The 15588-nt window shown below is 61.8% G+C and carries 12 protein-coding genes; 8 read left to right on the top strand and 4 right to left on the bottom strand.

Annotated elements, in window-relative coordinates; genetic code table 11:
* Positions 1 to 82: 82 nt before the first annotated feature.
* From ACZ0BA_RS11575 to ACZ0BA_RS11555, 5 genes are all read left to right on the top strand, one after another.
* Positions 83 to 295, top strand: coding sequence for a hypothetical protein (locus ACZ0BA_RS11575; protein ID WP_463451424.1), 213 nt, complete (start codon positions 83 to 85; stop codon positions 293 to 295).
* A complete protein-coding gene (locus ACZ0BA_RS11570) occupies positions 292 to 1164 on the top strand; it encodes an alpha/beta hydrolase (protein ID WP_463451423.1) in 873 nt (290 codons plus the stop codon). Before ACZ0BA_RS11575 ends, ACZ0BA_RS11570 begins: the two co-directional genes overlap by 4 nt.
* A 154-nt stretch (positions 1165 to 1318) precedes the next feature.
* A complete protein-coding gene (locus ACZ0BA_RS11565) occupies positions 1319 to 2575 on the top strand; it encodes an efflux RND transporter periplasmic adaptor subunit (protein ID WP_463451422.1) in 1257 nt (418 codons plus the stop codon).
* 4 nt (positions 2576 to 2579) lie between these two features.
* Entirely contained in the window at positions 2580 to 5765 is a 3186-nt protein-coding gene (locus ACZ0BA_RS11560) for an efflux RND transporter permease subunit (RefSeq protein ID WP_463451421.1), read from the top strand.
* 1 nt (position 5766) lies between these two features.
* Positions 5767 to 7296, top strand: a complete 1530-nt coding sequence (locus ACZ0BA_RS11555; protein WP_463451420.1) for an efflux transporter outer membrane subunit — start codon at positions 5767 to 5769, stop codon at positions 7294 to 7296.
* Between the two features lie 74 nt (positions 7297 to 7370).
* Here the strand turns inward: ACZ0BA_RS11555 and ACZ0BA_RS11550 are convergent, their stop codons facing one another.
* Complete coding sequence (locus tag ACZ0BA_RS11550) at positions 7371 to 7718, bottom strand: hypothetical protein (RefSeq protein WP_463451419.1); 348 nt, start codon at positions 7716 to 7718, stop codon at positions 7371 to 7373.
* Between the two features lie 157 nt (positions 7719 to 7875).
* Between ACZ0BA_RS11550 and ligD the strand changes: the two genes are divergently transcribed.
* Complete coding sequence (ligD, locus tag ACZ0BA_RS11545) at positions 7876 to 10434, top strand: DNA ligase D (protein ID WP_463451418.1); 2559 nt, start codon at positions 7876 to 7878, stop codon at positions 10432 to 10434.
* Between the two features lie 111 nt (positions 10435 to 10545).
* Here ligD and ku read toward each other — a convergent pair whose 3' ends face one another.
* Together ku and ACZ0BA_RS11535 are read right to left on the bottom strand one after the other, a co-directional pair.
* Positions 10546 to 11523 (bottom strand): non-homologous end joining protein Ku, encoded by a 978-nt coding sequence (gene ku, locus ACZ0BA_RS11540; protein WP_463451417.1) that lies wholly within the window; start codon positions 11521 to 11523, stop codon positions 10546 to 10548.
* Positions 11524 to 11526: 3 nt separating this feature from the next.
* On the bottom strand, positions 11527 to 12522 hold the full coding sequence (locus ACZ0BA_RS11535; RefSeq protein WP_463451416.1) for an SDR family oxidoreductase: 996 nt from the start codon (positions 12520 to 12522) through the stop codon (positions 11527 to 11529).
* Positions 12523 to 12686: 164 nt separating this feature from the next.
* Between ACZ0BA_RS11535 and ACZ0BA_RS11530 the strand changes: the two genes are divergently transcribed.
* Positions 12687 to 14177 (top strand): GGDEF domain-containing protein, encoded by a 1491-nt coding sequence (locus ACZ0BA_RS11530; protein ID WP_463451415.1) that lies wholly within the window; start codon positions 12687 to 12689, stop codon positions 14175 to 14177.
* A 151-nt stretch (positions 14178 to 14328) separates the two neighbouring features.
* Positions 14329 to 14730 carry a DUF4019 domain-containing protein gene (locus ACZ0BA_RS11525; protein ID WP_463451414.1) on the top strand — a complete coding sequence of 134 codons (402 nt, stop codon included), beginning with the start codon at positions 14329 to 14331 and terminating at the stop codon, positions 14728 to 14730.
* A 150-nt stretch (positions 14731 to 14880) separates the two neighbouring features.
* Here the strand turns inward: ACZ0BA_RS11525 and ACZ0BA_RS11520 are convergent, their stop codons facing one another.
* Positions 14881 to 15381, bottom strand: a complete 501-nt coding sequence (locus tag ACZ0BA_RS11520) for a hypothetical protein (protein ID WP_463451413.1) — start codon at positions 15379 to 15381, stop codon at positions 14881 to 14883.
* Between the last annotated feature and the right edge of the window lie 207 nt (positions 15382 to 15588).

The raw sequence follows: 15588 nt of genomic DNA, 5'->3' as shown, positions 1-15588 counted from the left end.
GATTGCTGTACTGCACCAAGGAAAGCATGGGCTGTTCCGGGGCAGAGGCAAGTTGTTACACCACGCAGGAAGGGGAACCATCATGAAACATCGGGACGGAATTTTTTCTACGGTTGCGATCGCGCTGACGGCGTTCGCGCTGGCGGGCGTCGTCTACACCGATGCCTACTTACAGACGGCCAAGGCCGAAGTGAGCGGCGTTCGTGCCCTGACCGAAGTGGCCAGCGGCGACGCGCTGGCTTGCGTTGATGCGTCGCTGATGTCCGCCGACGCGACTGGCACGGTGCAGCAGTGACCATCAAGCCACAGGATAAAGCGCTGCCGGAGCTGTCGGATCGGCTGAAGATCCGCAACCTGGAAGTGCGCGGCGCCGAAGGCCCGCTGCCGGCACGTCTGTACACCAGCGGCGACGCCGGCGCCAAGCGCGATACGCTGACGGTGTTTTTCCACGCCGGCGGTTTCGTCGGCGGCGATCTGGACGACGCGGACAGCTTCCTGCGCCATCTGGCCGACGACCATCCGGGGATGGCCGTGCTGGCCTCCGGCTACACGCTGGCGTGTGTCAGCCCGTTCCCCGCCGCGGTGGAAGACGCCCACGCCGTGCTGACGTGGGCCAAAAAGAACAAGGGCAAGATCGGCTGGACCGGCAAGCAGCTGATGGTGGCCGGTATCGAGGCCGGCGCCAATCTGGCGGCGGTGTGCGCACTGATGTCGCGCGACCGCGGCGGCCCGGCGCTGACCGGACAAATCCTCATCATGCCGATGCTGGACCCGGGCCTGACCACCTGCTCGATGCGCGAAATGCAGCAGGCGCCGGAGCTGCTGGACGTGGCCGACGCCTGCGCGGCGGCCTACCGTGGCTACCTGCCCAACGCCGCCGACCGCACGCACCCGTACGCGTCGCCGCTGCAATCGAGCCGTTTGAAAAACCTGCCCCCCGCGCTGATCCTGTCGTCCCAGGACGATCCGCTGCGCGACGAGGCGGAACAATACGGCGCCAAGCTGATTTCGTGCGGTGTCAAAACCACCGTCATCAGGATGGCGCCGCAACCCCTGCAGGATCCGGGGGCCCGTAACGACTGCGCGTGCAAATGTGCCGCGCTGGGCGAAATCGCCAGCTTTGTCACTAACCTGGAACGGTCCGAGACGCCGCCAGCTTCATAGATCACTAGGGACAGCACCCTAACCAATTGCAGTATCAGTAGTCACGTCCCCACTGGCTTGCCGGCGGGGCGCTAGTACCGTGTTTTCTCGATTTTCGTCGAGGCAGCCGGTGCCGCCATTTCTATTAAATATTTTCATACAAAAAGGAACTAAAATGAAAAACATTAAACAATTAACCGCTGTAGCCCGGCCGTTGGCCGCCGCTATGGCGCTGGCGGGACTGGCCGCTTTCGGTCTCACGGGTTGCGACGACGCCAAGGGCAAGACCGAAGCGCCGGCGGCGGGCGGCGGCGGGCCACCGATTTCGGCGGCCACCGTGGTCGAGAAAACCATCACCGAGACCCAGGAGTTCTCGGGTCGCCTGGAAGCGGTCGAGCAGGTGCAGATTCGCCCGCGCGTCGGCGGCTTCATCACCGCGATCAACTTCAAGCCGGGCAGCCAGGTCAAGAAAGGCGACGTCTTGTTCGTCATCGACGCGCGTCCTTATCAAGCCGAGGCCAATCGCGCCGAAGCGGCCGCCGGCTCGGCGCGCGCCAAGGCCGAACTGGCCAAGCTGGAACTGAACCGCGCCGAAAAACTGCTGGCCGATAAAGCCATCGCCCAGCGCGAATACGACGAACGCGCTTCGAACCAGAAGCAGCTTGACGCCGACGCCCGCGCCGCACAGGCGCAGTACGAAGCGGCCAAGCTCAATCTGGCCTACACCCGCGTCGAATCGCCGATCAACGGCCGCGTGTCGAAAGCGGAAATCACCCTCGGTAACCTGGTCGATGCGTCGGCCGTGCTGACCTCCGTGGTCTCGCTGGAAAACATCTACGCTTCCTTCGACGGTGACGAGGACACCTATCTGCGCGTCGGCGCGGCCGCCCACAAGGGCGAACCGGCCATCGTCAAGATCGGCCTGGCTAACGAAACCGGCTTCCCGCATGAAGGCAAGCTCGAATTCGTCGACAACCAGCTCGATCCACGCAGCGGTTCGGTGCGCATGCGCGCGACCCTGGCCAACAAGGACGGCACCCTGGTTCCAGGTCTGTTCGCCCGCGTGCAGCTGTCCGGCACCACCGGCGCCAAGTCGACGCTGTTGATCAACGAGCGCGCCGTCAGCACCGATCAAAGCCGCAAGTTCGTGTTCGTGGTCGGCGCCGGCAACAAGGCCGAGTACCGCGCCGTCACGCTGGGCCCACAGGTCGATGGCCTGCGCGTCGTGCGCGAGGGTCTGAAACCGGGCGAGAAGATCGTCATCAATGGTCTGCAGCGCGTGCGTCCCGGCGCGCCGATCACGCCTACCGTGGTGCCGATGGATTCCGATCCGCTGGCCGCCAACGTGGCCAAGCCGGAGTCGAAACCCGACGCCAAAAAAGATGAAAAAGTAGCCGCCGCTAACACCAAGGCCGGCACCTCCAAGGAATAAGAATATGAATATCTCCCGATTTTTTGTCGACAAGCCGATTTTCGCGGCCGTACTGTCGATCATTATCTTCGTCGCCGGCTTGATATCGATCTTCAAGCTGCCGATCTCGGAATACCCGGACGTGGTGCCGCCATCGGTGGTGGTGCGCGCGCAGTATCCGGGCGCGAATCCGAAGATCATCGCCGAAACCGTGGCCGCGCCGCTTGAGGAACAGATCAACGGCGTCGAGAACATGCTGTACATGTCCTCGCAAAACACCTCGGACGGCGCGCTGGCGCTGACCGTCACCTTCAAGATCGGCACCAACGTCGAGCAGGCCGAAACGCAGGTGCAAAACCGCGTTCAGCGTGCGCTTCCGCGTCTGCCGGAAGAGGTGCGCCAGATCGGCGTGACGACCGTCAAGTCGTCGCCCAATCTGACCATGGTGGTCCACCTGTCCTCGCCGAACGGCCGTTACGACGACCTGTATCTGCGTAACTACGCGGTGTTGAACGTCAAGGACCAACTGGCCCGCCTGCCCGGCATGGGCGAGGTGCAGCTGTTCGGCGCCGGCGACTATTCGATGCGCGTCTGGCTCGATCCGCAAAAGGTCGCGCAGCGTAACCTGACCGCCGGCGACATCGTCGATTCGATCCGCGAGCAGAACGTGCAGGTCGCCGCCGGTGTGATCGGCCAGGGCCCGAGCAAGGGCGCCGACTTCCAGCTGACCGTCAACACGCACGGCCGCCTGCAAAGCGAAGAAGAGTTTGGCGACATCGTCGTCAAGACCAATGCCGACGGCGCCGTGACGCGTCTGCGCGATGTGGCGCGCCTGGAAATGGGCTCGAACTCGTATGCCCTGCGCTCGCTGTTGAACAACAAATCGGCTGCCGCGATTCCTATTTTCGAAGCACCTAACGCCAACGCCTTGCAGCTGTCGGCCGACGTACGCTCGACGATGGAACGCCTGTCGAAAGATTTCCCGGAAGGCGTCGCTTACGACATCGTATACGACCCGACCCAATTCGTGCGGGAGTCGATCCGCTCCGTGATCCACACTTTGGTCGAAGCGATCATCCTGGTGGCGCTGGTGGTGATCATCTTCCTGCAAACCTGGCGCGCATCGGTGATTCCGCTGCTGGCCGTTCCCGTCTCGGTGGTTGGTACCTTCGCCGTGATGCTGGCCTTTGGCTTCTCGATCAACACGTTGTCGCTGTTCGGCCTTGTTCTGGCGATCGGTATCGTGGTCGATGACGCGATCGTGGTGGTGGAAAACGTCGAACGGAATATTCACGAAGGCCTGGCGCCGCGTGAAGCGACCATTCAGGCGATGAAAGAGGTGAGCGGTCCGATTATCGCCATCGCGCTGGTGCTGTGCGCCGTGTTCGTGCCGATCGCGTTCGTTTCGGGCTTGTCCGGCCAGTTCTACAAACAGTTCGCACTGACCATCGCTATTTCGACCGTGATCTCGGCATTCAGCTCGCTGACGCTGGCTCCGGCCCTGGCCGCAGCGCTGCTCAAACCGCACGATGCGCCGAAAGACGCGCTGACTCGTGGCATGGACAAGGTCTTCGGCCGCTTCTTCGGCTGGTTCAACCGCTTCTTCAACCGCGCCTCGGATCGTTATGAAAAGGGTGTGACCGGTGTATTGAAGCGCAAAGGCGGTTCGCTGGTTGTCTACGCTGTATTGGCTGTCGCCGCCGGCTTCATGTTCAAGCTGGTGCCACCGGGCTTCGTTCCGGCACAGGACAAGCAGTACCTGATCGGCTTCGCCCAGTTGCCTGACGCCGCATCCCTGGACCGTACCGACGCCGTGATCCGCAAGATGTCGGACATCGCCAAGGACATCCCGGGTATCGACAACTCGATCGCTTTCCCGGGCCTGTCGATCAATGGCTTCACCAACGCGCCAAACGCCGGTATCGTCTTCGTGGGCCTGAGCGCCTTCGACAAGCGTCACGGTAAAGAGCAGTCGGCTGAAGGCATCGCCGCTGAAATGAACAAGCGTATGGGTTCGATCGAAGGCGCGTTCGTGATGGTGCTGCCACCGCCGCCGGTCAACGGCCTCGGTACCACCGGCGGCTTCAAGCTGATGCTGCAGGACCGTGAGAACCAGGGTTACGACGCGCTGTATAAAGCTGTGCAGGCGGTGCAGGCGAAAGCGGCCACCAATCCTAAACTGGCCGGCGTCTTCTCGGGCTACCAGATCAATGTGCCGCAGCTGTTCGCCGACGTCGATCGCGTCAAGGCCAAGCAGTTGGGTATTCCGCTGCAGACGATTTACCAGACCTTGCAGATCAATCTGGGCTCGCTGTATGTGAACGACTTCAATCAGTTCGGCCGTACCTACCAGGTGCGCGTCCAGGCCGACCAGCAATTCCGTTCGCACCCGGAGGATATCGCCCAGCTGAAGGTCCGTAACGACAAGGGCGAGATGATTCCGCTGTCGTCGCTGATGCGCGTCAAGGATACCTATGGCCCGGACCGCGTACAACGCTATAACGCCTTCGTTGCTGCCGAAATCAACGGTGCACCGGCTCCCGGCGTGTCGTCGGGCGAAGCGCAGGCTGAAATGACGCGGATCGTCGAAGAGGTTCTGCCGAAGGGTATCGGCTACGAGTGGACGGAACTGGTGTACCAGGACATCCTGTCCGGTAACACGATGATTTACGTGTTCCCGCTGTGCGTACTGCTGGTGTTCCTGGTGCTGGCCGCCCAATACGAAAGCTGGACCCTGCCGCTGGCCGTGATCCTGATCGTGCCGATGTCGATTCTGTGCGCGCTGATCGGCGTCAAGCTGACCGCTGGCGACAACAACGTCTTCACGCAGATCGCATTGTTCGTGCTGGTGGGCTTGGCCTCGAAGAACGCGATTCTGATCGTGGAATTCGCCCGTGAACTGGAACACCAGGGCCGTAGCGTGGTCGAAGCGGCGCTCGAAGCTTGCCGCCTGCGTCTGCGTCCGATTCTGATGACGTCGATCGCATTCATCATGGGCGTGCTGCCGCTGGTGTTCTCCAGCGGCGCGGGTTCGGAAATGCGTCATGCGATGGGTGTGGCGGTGTTTGCCGGCATGCTGGGCGTGACCTTCTTCGGCCTGTTCCTGACGCCCGTGTTCTACGTCCTGCTGCGTAACCTGGCCATCCGCATGGAGAAAAAACCTGCCGCCGCTGGCGACGGCGCGGTGGTAAAACTGGAAGGGACCCACTAATATGAACAAGCTGCAAATGATCGCCAAAGGTGTGGCACCGGTACTGGCAGCGCTGCTGATGACGGCATGCGCCGCGCCGGAATTCAAACAGCCGGCGGTGGAAGTGCCAACCGCCTTCAAGGAATCGCAAACGCCAACGGCCGCCGATGTGTCGGTAGCGGTGCAAACCGCAGCCGATGGCAGCACCTGGAAACAGGCGCAGGCCGCCGAAGCGCAGCCGCGCGGCGAATGGTGGCTGGCCTTCAACGATCCAGCCCTCAATGAGCTGATCGCGGAAGCCGCCCGCGCCAACGCCAACCTGTCGGTGGCTGCCGCCCGCGTCAAGCAGGCCCGCGCCATCGCCGGCGTGGCGGAAGCGGATCGCATTCCGCAAGTCGGCGTCAACGCCGGCGCCCAGCGTCAGCGCCAGTCGGCGACGTCGCTCGGCCTGCCCACCGGCACGGACGTTCCGGCGGGCAAGGTATTTAGCGCCAACCTGACCGCCAGCTACGAGGTCGATCTGTTCGGCCGCGTATCGTCGAACGTCAGCGCCGCCCGCAGCGACGCCGCCTCGATCGAGGCGACCTACCGCTCGGTGCTGCTGTCGGTGCAAGCCGACGTGGCGCAGACTTACTTCCGTCTGCGCGCCACCGACGCCGAACTGGAAACGTTGAACCGCACGGTGCAGACGCGTGAAGAGGATGTCAAAGTCAACCAGCGTCGTTTCGACCTGGGCGACATCGGCGAATTCGATCTGGCGCGCTCCAAGACCGAGCTGGCAACGACGCGCTCCGAATTCATCGGCCTGCAGCGTCAGCGCGTGACCACCGAACATGCGCTGGCGGTCCTGCTGGGTAAACCGGCGGCCAGTTACACGGCCGGCGTGACGCCGCTGCTGGACACCGCGCTGCTGCCGGTGATCCCGGCCGGCATGCCGTCGTCGCTGCTGGAGCGCCGTCCCGATATCGCCGCCGCGCAGCGTACGATGGAAGCGTCCAACGCCCGCATCGGCGTGGCCCGTTCGGCCATGTTCCCGGCGCTGACGTTGAGCGCAAGCGGTGGCGGCTCGTCGGCCGACACCGTGGCCGAAGTGTTCAAGTGGAGCAGCCGTTCGTGGGTGTTGGGCGCGCTGATGTCGATGCCGATCATCGACGGTGGCCGCAACAAGAACAACATCCTGCGCAGCGAAGCCGCACTGGAGGAGTCGGTCGGTACTTACCGTCAGAGCGTGCTGGTGGCCTTCGCCGAGGTGGAAGACAACCTGGCCGGCCTGCGTATCCTGGCCGGTCAGACGGCGCAGATGGAAGCGGCCCTGGTGTCGGCACGCCGTTCCGCCGACCTGGCGCAAAAGCTGTACACGGCCGGCCGTTCGAGCTACCTCGAACTGCTGGACGCGCAGCGCAACCTGGCGGCGGTGGAACGCACCGCCGTGCAGTTGCGCGGCACGCGTGCGGTGACCACCGTGGCGCTGATCCGCGCCCTGGGTGGTGGCTGGGATAGCGCCGGCGGCACCGCCACCGCGCCTGCGGCACCGGCGGTCGCGCAGCAATAAGCCGATCGCCCATAGAAAAAGCGGACCCGAATCAAATCGGGTCCGCTTTTTTTTTACGTCTTACAGAACGAAGATTACTTCACGACGGCTGGAGATGCGACGCCATCGGTTGCTTCGGTCTTGGCGGCCTTGGCGTGTGCTTTGGCTTTGGTTTTGTTTGCCTTGGCGTGGGCGTCGGCCTTGTCGGCGTTGGCTTCAGCGTGAGCGACAGCGACGTCTTTCTTGGCGTCGGCTTCTACCTTGGCGGTTTTTGCGTCGGCCTTGATTTCAGCTTTGGTTTCTTTCGCTTCGGCTTTGACGGCGGCTTTGGTTTCTTTAGCTTCTGCCTTGGCAGCTGCTGGAGTAGCGGTGGTGGCAGGAGTTTGCGCAAAAGCTGCGGTTGCGAACAGGCCGGCGATCAGGGTAGCGATAAGTTTGTTCATGATGAAATCCTCATTCAGGTTTTGATTAGGGCCGGGACAATTCCCGTGTCACTGAGCAGAAAACGCGGCCCGGATTGCCCTCGTTGACGGGCTTTACAATCGCTTACATGTTCGTCATCGCACAGAAGTCGCATGCGCGCGGCGCTACGCTGAGGTTATGAGCGAATCCCTGAAAACCTATAAAGCCAAGCGTAACTTCGCGATCACCCCCGAACCTGCCGAAGGCGGCGAGGAAGGCGGAGAGTCGCTGACGTTCGTCATTCAAAAGCATTGGGCCAGCCGGCTGCATTACGACTTCCGGCTCGAACTCGATGGCGTCATGATGAGTTGGGCCGTCCCCAAGGGGCCGAGCTACGACACGCACGACAAGCGCATGGCGGTGCATGTCGAAGACCATCCAATCTCGTACAACGATTTCGAGGGCACCATCCCGCCGAAGCAGTACGGCGCCGGCAAGGTGATCATCTGGGATAAGGGCTACTGGAAGCCGCTGGACGACCCGCGCAAGGCGCTGGCCGCCGGGAATCTGAAATTCGAGTTGACCGGCCATAAAATGCACGGTAAATGGGTGCTGGTGCGGATGAAGGGCAAGGGCGAAAAACAGGAACCCTGGCTGCTGATTAAAGAGAAGGACGAACATGCCCGTCCGGCCGAGGAGTTTAGCGTGGTCGATGAGATGCCGGACAGCGTGAAGGCCTTGCCTTTGCCTGGGACATCCACCACGGTGCCGGCAAAAGTGGCGAAGGGCGCGACGAAAGCCCCAACGAAAACCACAACGAAGGCCGCTCCCAAGGCAGCCCCGAAGACCGCAGCCCCCAAAACCGATCTGCCGGAGACCTTGACACCGCAACTGGCGACGCTGGTCGACGGTCCGCCGTCGTCGCCGGAAGACTGGCTGTTCGAGATCAAGTTCGACGGCTACCGGATACTCACGCGTGTCGACGGCGCGGATATCCGCCTGATTACCCGCAACGGAAACGACTGGACGCACAAAATGGGTCCGCTGCACGACGCGATTGCGAAAATGAAGCTGCCATCGGGCTGGTATGACGGCGAGATCGTCGTGCACGATGAAGAAGGGCGCCCCGACTTCGGCCTGCTGCAAAACGCCTTCGACGAGAATCACGCCGGCGACATGGTGTACTTCATTTTCGACATCCCGTTCCATGACGGCCGGGACCTGCGCGATATGCCGCTTGAGGAGCGTCGCGCCATCCTGGAACAGGTACTGGCAAAGAAGGCCAACGACACCGTTCGCTACAGCGCCGCGCTGAACGCCACGCCGGAGGATATGATCGCCGCCGCCTGCAGCATGGGATTGGAGGGCATCATCGGCAAGCGGCGCGATTCGGCATACACGTCGCGTCGCAGCGGCAGCTGGATCAAGCTCAAATGCGGGCAGCGGCAGGAATTCGTCATCGGCGGCTACACCGACCCGCAAGGCTCGCGCAGCGGCTTCGGTTCGCTGCTACTGGGGACGTACGACAAGGACGGCAAGCTGCAATACGCCGGCAATGTCGGCAGCGGCTTTAACGGCGCGTCGCTGAAGGAGTTGAAAGCCAAGATGGATCAACTGACGGCCGACAAGAGCCCGTTCGTGCCGAACAAGGATATCGACAAGCATGCGCACTGGCTCAAGCCGACTTTGGTGGCGGAAGTGGCGTTCGGCGAATGGACGCGATCCGGTTCGATTCGTCATTCCGTATTCAAAGGCCTGCGCAAGGACAAAAAAGCCAGCGTCATCACGCGCGAGCTCCCTGCCCATATGAAGGAGAAGGAGAACACCGACATGGAAACCTCTAGCGCCGTGCAGGGCAAGCTTCCAGCATCGCTGAAAGTGACCAACCCCGATCGCGTGATCGACAAACAAAGCGGAGCGACCAAGATCACGCTGGTGCGGTACTACGCGCTGGTTGGCGCGCTGATGCTTCCGCACTTAAAAGGCAGGCCGGTATCGCTGGTGCGGGCGCCGGCCGGCGTCGGCGGCGAGCTGTTTTTCCAGAAGCACGTGGAGAGCAACAAGCTGCCCGGCGTGAAGAGTTTGAACCAGGCGCTGGACCCGGACCATCCGCCGATGCTGGAAGTGTCGACGGAGCAGGGCTTGCTGTCGTCCGCGCAGTGGAACGTGGTGGAGCTGCATACGCAAAACGCCAGCGCCACCAGTTATGAGAAACCGAACCGCATGGTGTTCGATCTTGACCCGGGAAAGAACGTCACATGGAAGCAGATACAGGAGGCCGCACAGTTGATGCGCGCTTTCCTCGATCATTTGGGTTTGCCGGCGTTTTTGAAGACCAGTGGCGGCAAGGGTTTGCACGTGGTGGTGCCGATCAAGCCGGGGTACGGCTGGGATGACGTGAAGGCGTTTTCGCAGGCGATCGTGGCCCATATGGCGCACAATATTCCCGAAAGGTTTGTGCTCAAGAGCGGGCCTAGTAATCGGGTGGGTAAGATCTTTATCGATTATTTGCGTAATGGGCGTGGCGCGACGACCGCCTGCGCCTGGTCGGCGCGCGCGCGGCCGGGGTTGGGGATTTCTGTGCCGGTGGCTTGGGAGGAGCTGGATAAGCTGACCGGTGGCGATCATTGGACCGTGGGGACCGTGCATACGCGGCTTGATGTCGGCAATTCGCCGTGGGACGGCTACGCGAAGGCGGCCAAAGGATTGGCGCCGGCGATGAAGATGCTGGATTTTAAACCGGGGGCGGGGAGCTGAACTGCCAGCGGTTCCGCTCCTTGATTTTCGCTGCTCGAACGAGGGCGTATTAAGGCTTTGCCTAATCCGCCCTACTTGCTTCCGTGGTTTGTTGGCGCCGCGGTGCGAAGCTTAAGCCGCCTTGCGTGATGTCGATGATTTCGCGGTGCTTTTGGCTCTTGCCGCTGCGGCGGGCGCCTTTTTAGCCGTGCTGGTTTTGCGGCGCGGAGCTGGTGCTTCTTCTTCTTCCTCCTCCTCGTCGGCCTTTGCGGCGCTTTTGCGCGGCGCCGGTTTGGCCGCACCTTTGCCAGGGCGCTTGCCCAGGCTGTCCTGCAACAGCGCGACCAGATCGACCACATTCGATGGCTTGGCCGGCTTGTCCTCCGCCTCGGCGGCGGTGATGGTCTTGGTCTGACCGGCCTTGACCTTTTTCTTCACCAGTTCGAGAACGTCGTCCTTGTAGGTGTCGCGATACTGCTCCGGCTTCCATTCCTCGCTCATGCCTTCGACCAGCGATAATGCCATCTGCAGTTCCTTGTCGCTGATGCCGGCCGCTTTGGCGCTCGCCGGCGGCAGCTTCAGTTCCTCGGCGCTGCGGATCTCCGCTTCATACCGCAGTGTATTGAGTACGATCTTGTCATCGATGCAGACCAGCGCGCACAGGTGCTGCTTGGTGCGGATCACCACCGTCGCGATGCCGATCTTGCCGGCCTTGCGCAGCGTTTCGCGCAGCAGCGCGTAGACCTTGGCGCCGCCCTTGGACGGCGCCAGGTAGTACGGCTGTTCGTAATAGGTCAGCGGCACGTCGGCGGCGTCGACGAAGGCCTGGATGTCGATGGTGCCGGTGGCTTCGACGTTGGCCCGTTTCAGGTCCTCGTCGGAGAGGACGACATATTCGTCTTCTTCATACTCATAGCCTTTGACGATGTCGTCCCAGGTCACGTCCTTGCCGGTCTTTTTGTTATAGCGCTTGTAGCCCACCGGTGAAAAGTCGCGGCGGTCGAGCATCGTCAAATCCAGCTCGTGCGTCTGCACCGCCGAATACAGTTCGACCGGAATATGCACCAGCCCGAAGCTGATGGCGCCTTTCCACATCGCGCGGGCGGCCATGGCTCAGGACCCCACGGAACCGGTAATCGGCAGCACGATGCCGCTGATATAGCTGGAGCACGACGGCGCGGCCAGGAACACGTAGGCCGGCGACAGCTCCTGCGGCTGCGCGGCGCGGCGCATGTCGGTAGCCTGGCCGAATTTCGCGATCTTCTCGGGCGACTGGTCGGCCGGGTTGAGCGGCGTCCACACCGGTCCCGGCGCCACCGCGTTCACGCGGATGCCCTGGTCCAGCAGATTGGAGGCCAGCGACATCGTGAACGCGTGGATCGCGCCTTTGGTCGTCGAGTAGTCGAGCAGCTGGCTGGAGCCCTGCAGACCGACCACCGAGCCGGTATTGATGATGGAGGCGCCGCGCTTGAGGAAGGGCAGCACCGCCTTGGCCATGTGGAAGTAGCCGTAGACGTTGGTTTTCATCGTCATGTCGAAGCGGTCTTCGGTGATGTCGGTCAGCTTCTCGGCGTGCTCCTGGAAAGCGGCGTTATTGACCAGGATATCGAGCCGGCCGAAGTGGTCGTGGGCCTGCTGGGCGGCCTGGCGGCAGAAGGCCGCGTCGCGCACATCGCCGCGCAGCAGCAGGCAGCGCTGGCCTTCCGCTTCGACATAGCTCTTGGTGTCGTTCGCGTCCTGGTCTTCGTCCAGATAGATGATGGCAACGTCCGCGCCTTCGCGCGCATACAGCACCGCCACCGCGCGGCCGATGCCGGAGTCACCGCCGGTGATCAAGGCTGTCATGCCGGCCAGCTTGCCGCTGCCGGCGTAGTCGGGCGCGAGGAATTCCGGCTTGAGCTGCATTTGCGCCTCCACGCCTGGCTTTTCCAGGTGCTGCGAGGGCATCGTGCCCGGATAGTCATGTTCGGTGGTTTGCACCGGTCCCTGACGGTCACCCGACTGGCTGCCAGAGGATTTTTCCTGCTGGTCCGCCTGGTCCTGGCGCTGTTGAATTTCGCGTTGCTGGCTCGCGGTACCCGCGTCTGCCCGGTTTTCCGAATTTGGCATAATTTTCTCCCTGTTGCGTAGAAGGTCTAGTATTCGTCTTGGTTGCCGAGATGACGGTGCGCTTTTTCACACATGGAAGCAGATGCGGACGGAAGTTTGGGAGCCGTTCTGTGGCACACTGGAAGCAAGCGGTTCCGCACAAAAATAAAGTACCTAGGGGCAACATGATGACCGACATTCCAGCGCGCTCCGGCAGCGTCGGCGCGTATTTCAATACCAGCCGCGAGCGGCGCGAGCATTTCCAGTCGATCTGTGGGGAGATGTTCTCCCGGCTCGTTATCGCCAACAGCGTCGATGACATAACGGTGGCTTCTGCGGGCAAGGCAACCGGCTTGCTGGTGCTGGACCTGAATGGTTACGCGCGTCCGGGCGGATTGGCCGCGATCGGCCATCTCATCGCCGACCGCGCCGGCGCGCCGCTGTTGGTGTTGTGCGGCTATGAGCAGTGCGCATGGTTACCCGAACTGATGGTTTTCGGACCCTTCGACTACCTGATTTGCCCCGCGCTGGATGACGAACTGCGGCACGCCGTCAGGCAGGCCTTGTCGGTGTCCGACGATCCGGCAGCCGCCACGCAACAGCGCCTGTTCGACAAAGAACGCGAGCTGCGCGATCTCGTCGCCTTGCAGCGCGGCGTGCAGCACGCCATCGGCGCCATCGACAATATCGACAGGATGGCAGCCAAGGTATGTCAGGCTTTGTGCGGTTTTCCGGGTGTTTATCACGCCTCGCTGCTGCATGTGAAGCACCACGGCGACCTGCGGCTGGTGGCGCAGGCGTCGCCCGATGATCTCAATCTGGCCACGCTGCTGGGACGGACCGACCATCTGCTGCAATCGGCGCTGCGTGACGTTTTTCCGCCGTTGATGGCGGTATCGTCAGGGCGCATGGTGCTGCTGGACGCGCCGGAGAAGACCGGCGATCCGGAATTGGCCATGCGCTTGCACGATCGTTACGTGCGGATGGTGCTGGCGCTGCCGCTGCGCTCCGAGGCGGGCAACCTGGAGACGGAATCGGTCCTCGGCGCGGTTTGTCTGATGTTCGACCGCCACATCGCCTTCTCCCGCGATCAATTTTCGACGTTCGCCAGCCTGGCGCAGTTTGTCAGCCTGGGTCTGGGTATGAGCGAATTAAAGCATCGGAACGACGAGCTTTCGGGGCAGCTCTCGCAACTGAGCACGGTCGACCATCTGACGGGCGCCGCCAACCGGCGCGCCGGCGAGGCGACGCTGGACAACGAATTGCAGCGCGCGCGCCGATACGGGCTGCCGCTGGCGGCGATGTCGTTCGAGGTAAGCAGCTTCCGCTCGGCGAACGACCCCTATGGACATCCGCTCGGCGACGCCGCCTTGCGTCTGGCGGCGGAGACGGTAGTGCGCCGGCTGCGCGCGTCCGACATGCTGGCCCGGATGCGCGGCCAGGAGTTTTTAATCATCGCCACGCACACCACGGCCGCCGATGCGATGCTGCTGGTGGAAAAACTGCGCCAGGCGATCGCTGACGCGGATTTGCCGGGTTGCGACAGCGTCAGCGTCAGTTTGGCCATCGCGCAGGTGAGGCCGGAGGAGGGTGTCGATGCGGTGCTGGACCGGCTCGACGCGGCATTGCAGCGCGCCAAACGGGCCGGGCGGAATCATATCGAGTTGGCTGGATAGCAGCGGCGGTGCGCGAAATCTGTCCAGCGGCTCTGCCCGAGCGCTGGCGGCCGATGAAGTGACAATGCGCGCATTTTCTACGATGTCAGCCTGCTATGCTTCCGCTTAATTATCGCTCTTGTGACGGGATCCCATGCGGAAGTTAATCTCCATGCTGCTGATCGCTTCGACTACGCTATGCGTATCTGTTCGCGCCGATAACGAAGATGCTGTTCGACAAGCACAGGAGGCCGCGCAGCGATGGTTTGCAGCGGCAGATGCTGGCCTCTATCAGAAAACATGGGAGCAGGCCGCAATCCCTTTCCAGCAAGCGGTGGCCAAGACCGAGTGGGAGAAAGCGCTAAGGACGGTGCGCGCACCAATTGGCGAGGTAAAGAATCGTTCGGTAACTTCTGCAACGTTCACCGAAAGACTTCCTGGCGCCCCCAAAGGGCAATATGTGGTGATTCAGTACGCCAGTAAATATACGAAAAATGCTGAGGTCACAGAGACCGTTATCCCGATGTTGAGTGAGGACGGCATCTGGAGAGTTTCCGGCTATTTCGTCAAATAGGGCACGCAGGCATGACTTCAGTGCATGCGCAGTTGCTAAGTGAAGACTTGCATGCAGGGTTGTGGATTAAAAAACTCAGAGCTACGGCTGGGATGGTATTCCAAGTTCGATCCGTTGTCCTCTGTGCACTAGCCAGACCTGCATGTTGGATCAGTTCTTGTCCTTATAGGTGATGCGACCGCTCAGTTTCATCGTGCCTTGGCCCGTGCTGATGTCTTCAGCGCCGGTCATGTCACCGCCGCCGCTGGCCTTGCTGAATTTCCCCGTGCCACCCGTCACTTGGAATGTCGCGCCACTGAATACGAAGTTCGACCCTACGCCCGTTGGAACAAACTGACCGCTGTAGTCGGCGAAGATCTGGTCGCCGGCGACAGTGAGGATAATCAACTTTCCGGCGCTGAACGTAAACAACGTGCCGCTCTGGGTGATGCAATCACTGGAGATGAATGCCACCGGGCCGGTAAGGGCGCCGTCGCCACGCCCGATGATCACGCCGCCGAACTTGGACGGACAGCGCAGCGACGGGCCGGGAGTTTCCGTCAGCATGCCGTTGATTTCAATTGGCACAGTAACGGAAGAATGAGCCATCGACGCGCTCGAAACCGCGAACCAAAGGGCGCCGGCAGCGACGCGCAGGGGCAATTTATTCATCGAGCATCTTTCGGGGAGAAGTGGATGCCTAATCATAAAGCTTAATTATAAAAATGACAATCTAACGTTGTCTTTTGTTGTTATTCCGCTCACCTGATTGTTCTAGTAACAGCTGCTTCGGGACGACTTTTAACCGACAGTGATAAAGCGTGAACCTTTCGCATGAGCAAGATGCTATGCTGCTGATGGCTACCGGCTGGGTCCGGC

Source organism: Duganella sp. AC917, from assembly GCF_979258245.1.
Note: the sequence above shows the minus strand (reverse complement) of the source record. Positions and strands in the feature narration are given on the sequence as shown.

What these genes read in the sequence shown, in the direction of transcription:
- ACZ0BA_RS11575 (WP_463451424.1), top strand. Translation starts at nt 83, where the DNA reads ATGAAACATCGGGACGGAATTTTTTCTACGGTTGCGATCGCGCTGACG.
- ACZ0BA_RS11565 (WP_463451422.1), top strand. Translation starts at nt 1,319, where the DNA reads ATGAAAAACATTAAACAATTAACCGCTGTAGCCCGGCCGTTGGCCGCC.
- ACZ0BA_RS11560 (WP_463451421.1), top strand. Translation starts at nt 2,580, where the DNA reads ATGAATATCTCCCGATTTTTTGTCGACAAGCCGATTTTCGCGGCCGTA.
- ACZ0BA_RS11555 (WP_463451420.1), top strand. Translation starts at nt 5,767, where the DNA reads ATGAACAAGCTGCAAATGATCGCCAAAGGTGTGGCACCGGTACTGGCA.
- ACZ0BA_RS11550 (WP_463451419.1), bottom strand. Translation starts at nt 7,718, where the DNA reads ATGAACAAACTTATCGCTACCCTGATCGCCGGCCTGTTCGCAACCGCA.
- ligD (WP_463451418.1), top strand. Translation starts at nt 7,876, where the DNA reads ATGAGCGAATCCCTGAAAACCTATAAAGCCAAGCGTAACTTCGCGATC.
- ku (WP_463451417.1), bottom strand. Translation starts at nt 11,523, where the DNA reads ATGGCCGCCCGCGCGATGTGGAAAGGCGCCATCAGCTTCGGGCTGGTG.
- ACZ0BA_RS11535 (WP_463451416.1), bottom strand. Translation starts at nt 12,522, where the DNA reads ATGCCAAATTCGGAAAACCGGGCAGACGCGGGTACCGCGAGCCAGCAA.
- ACZ0BA_RS11530 (WP_463451415.1), top strand. Translation starts at nt 12,687, where the DNA reads ATGATGACCGACATTCCAGCGCGCTCCGGCAGCGTCGGCGCGTATTTC.
- ACZ0BA_RS11525 (WP_463451414.1), top strand. Translation starts at nt 14,329, where the DNA reads ATGCTGCTGATCGCTTCGACTACGCTATGCGTATCTGTTCGCGCCGAT.
- ACZ0BA_RS11520 (WP_463451413.1), bottom strand. Translation starts at nt 15,381, where the DNA reads ATGAATAAATTGCCCCTGCGCGTCGCTGCCGGCGCCCTTTGGTTCGCG.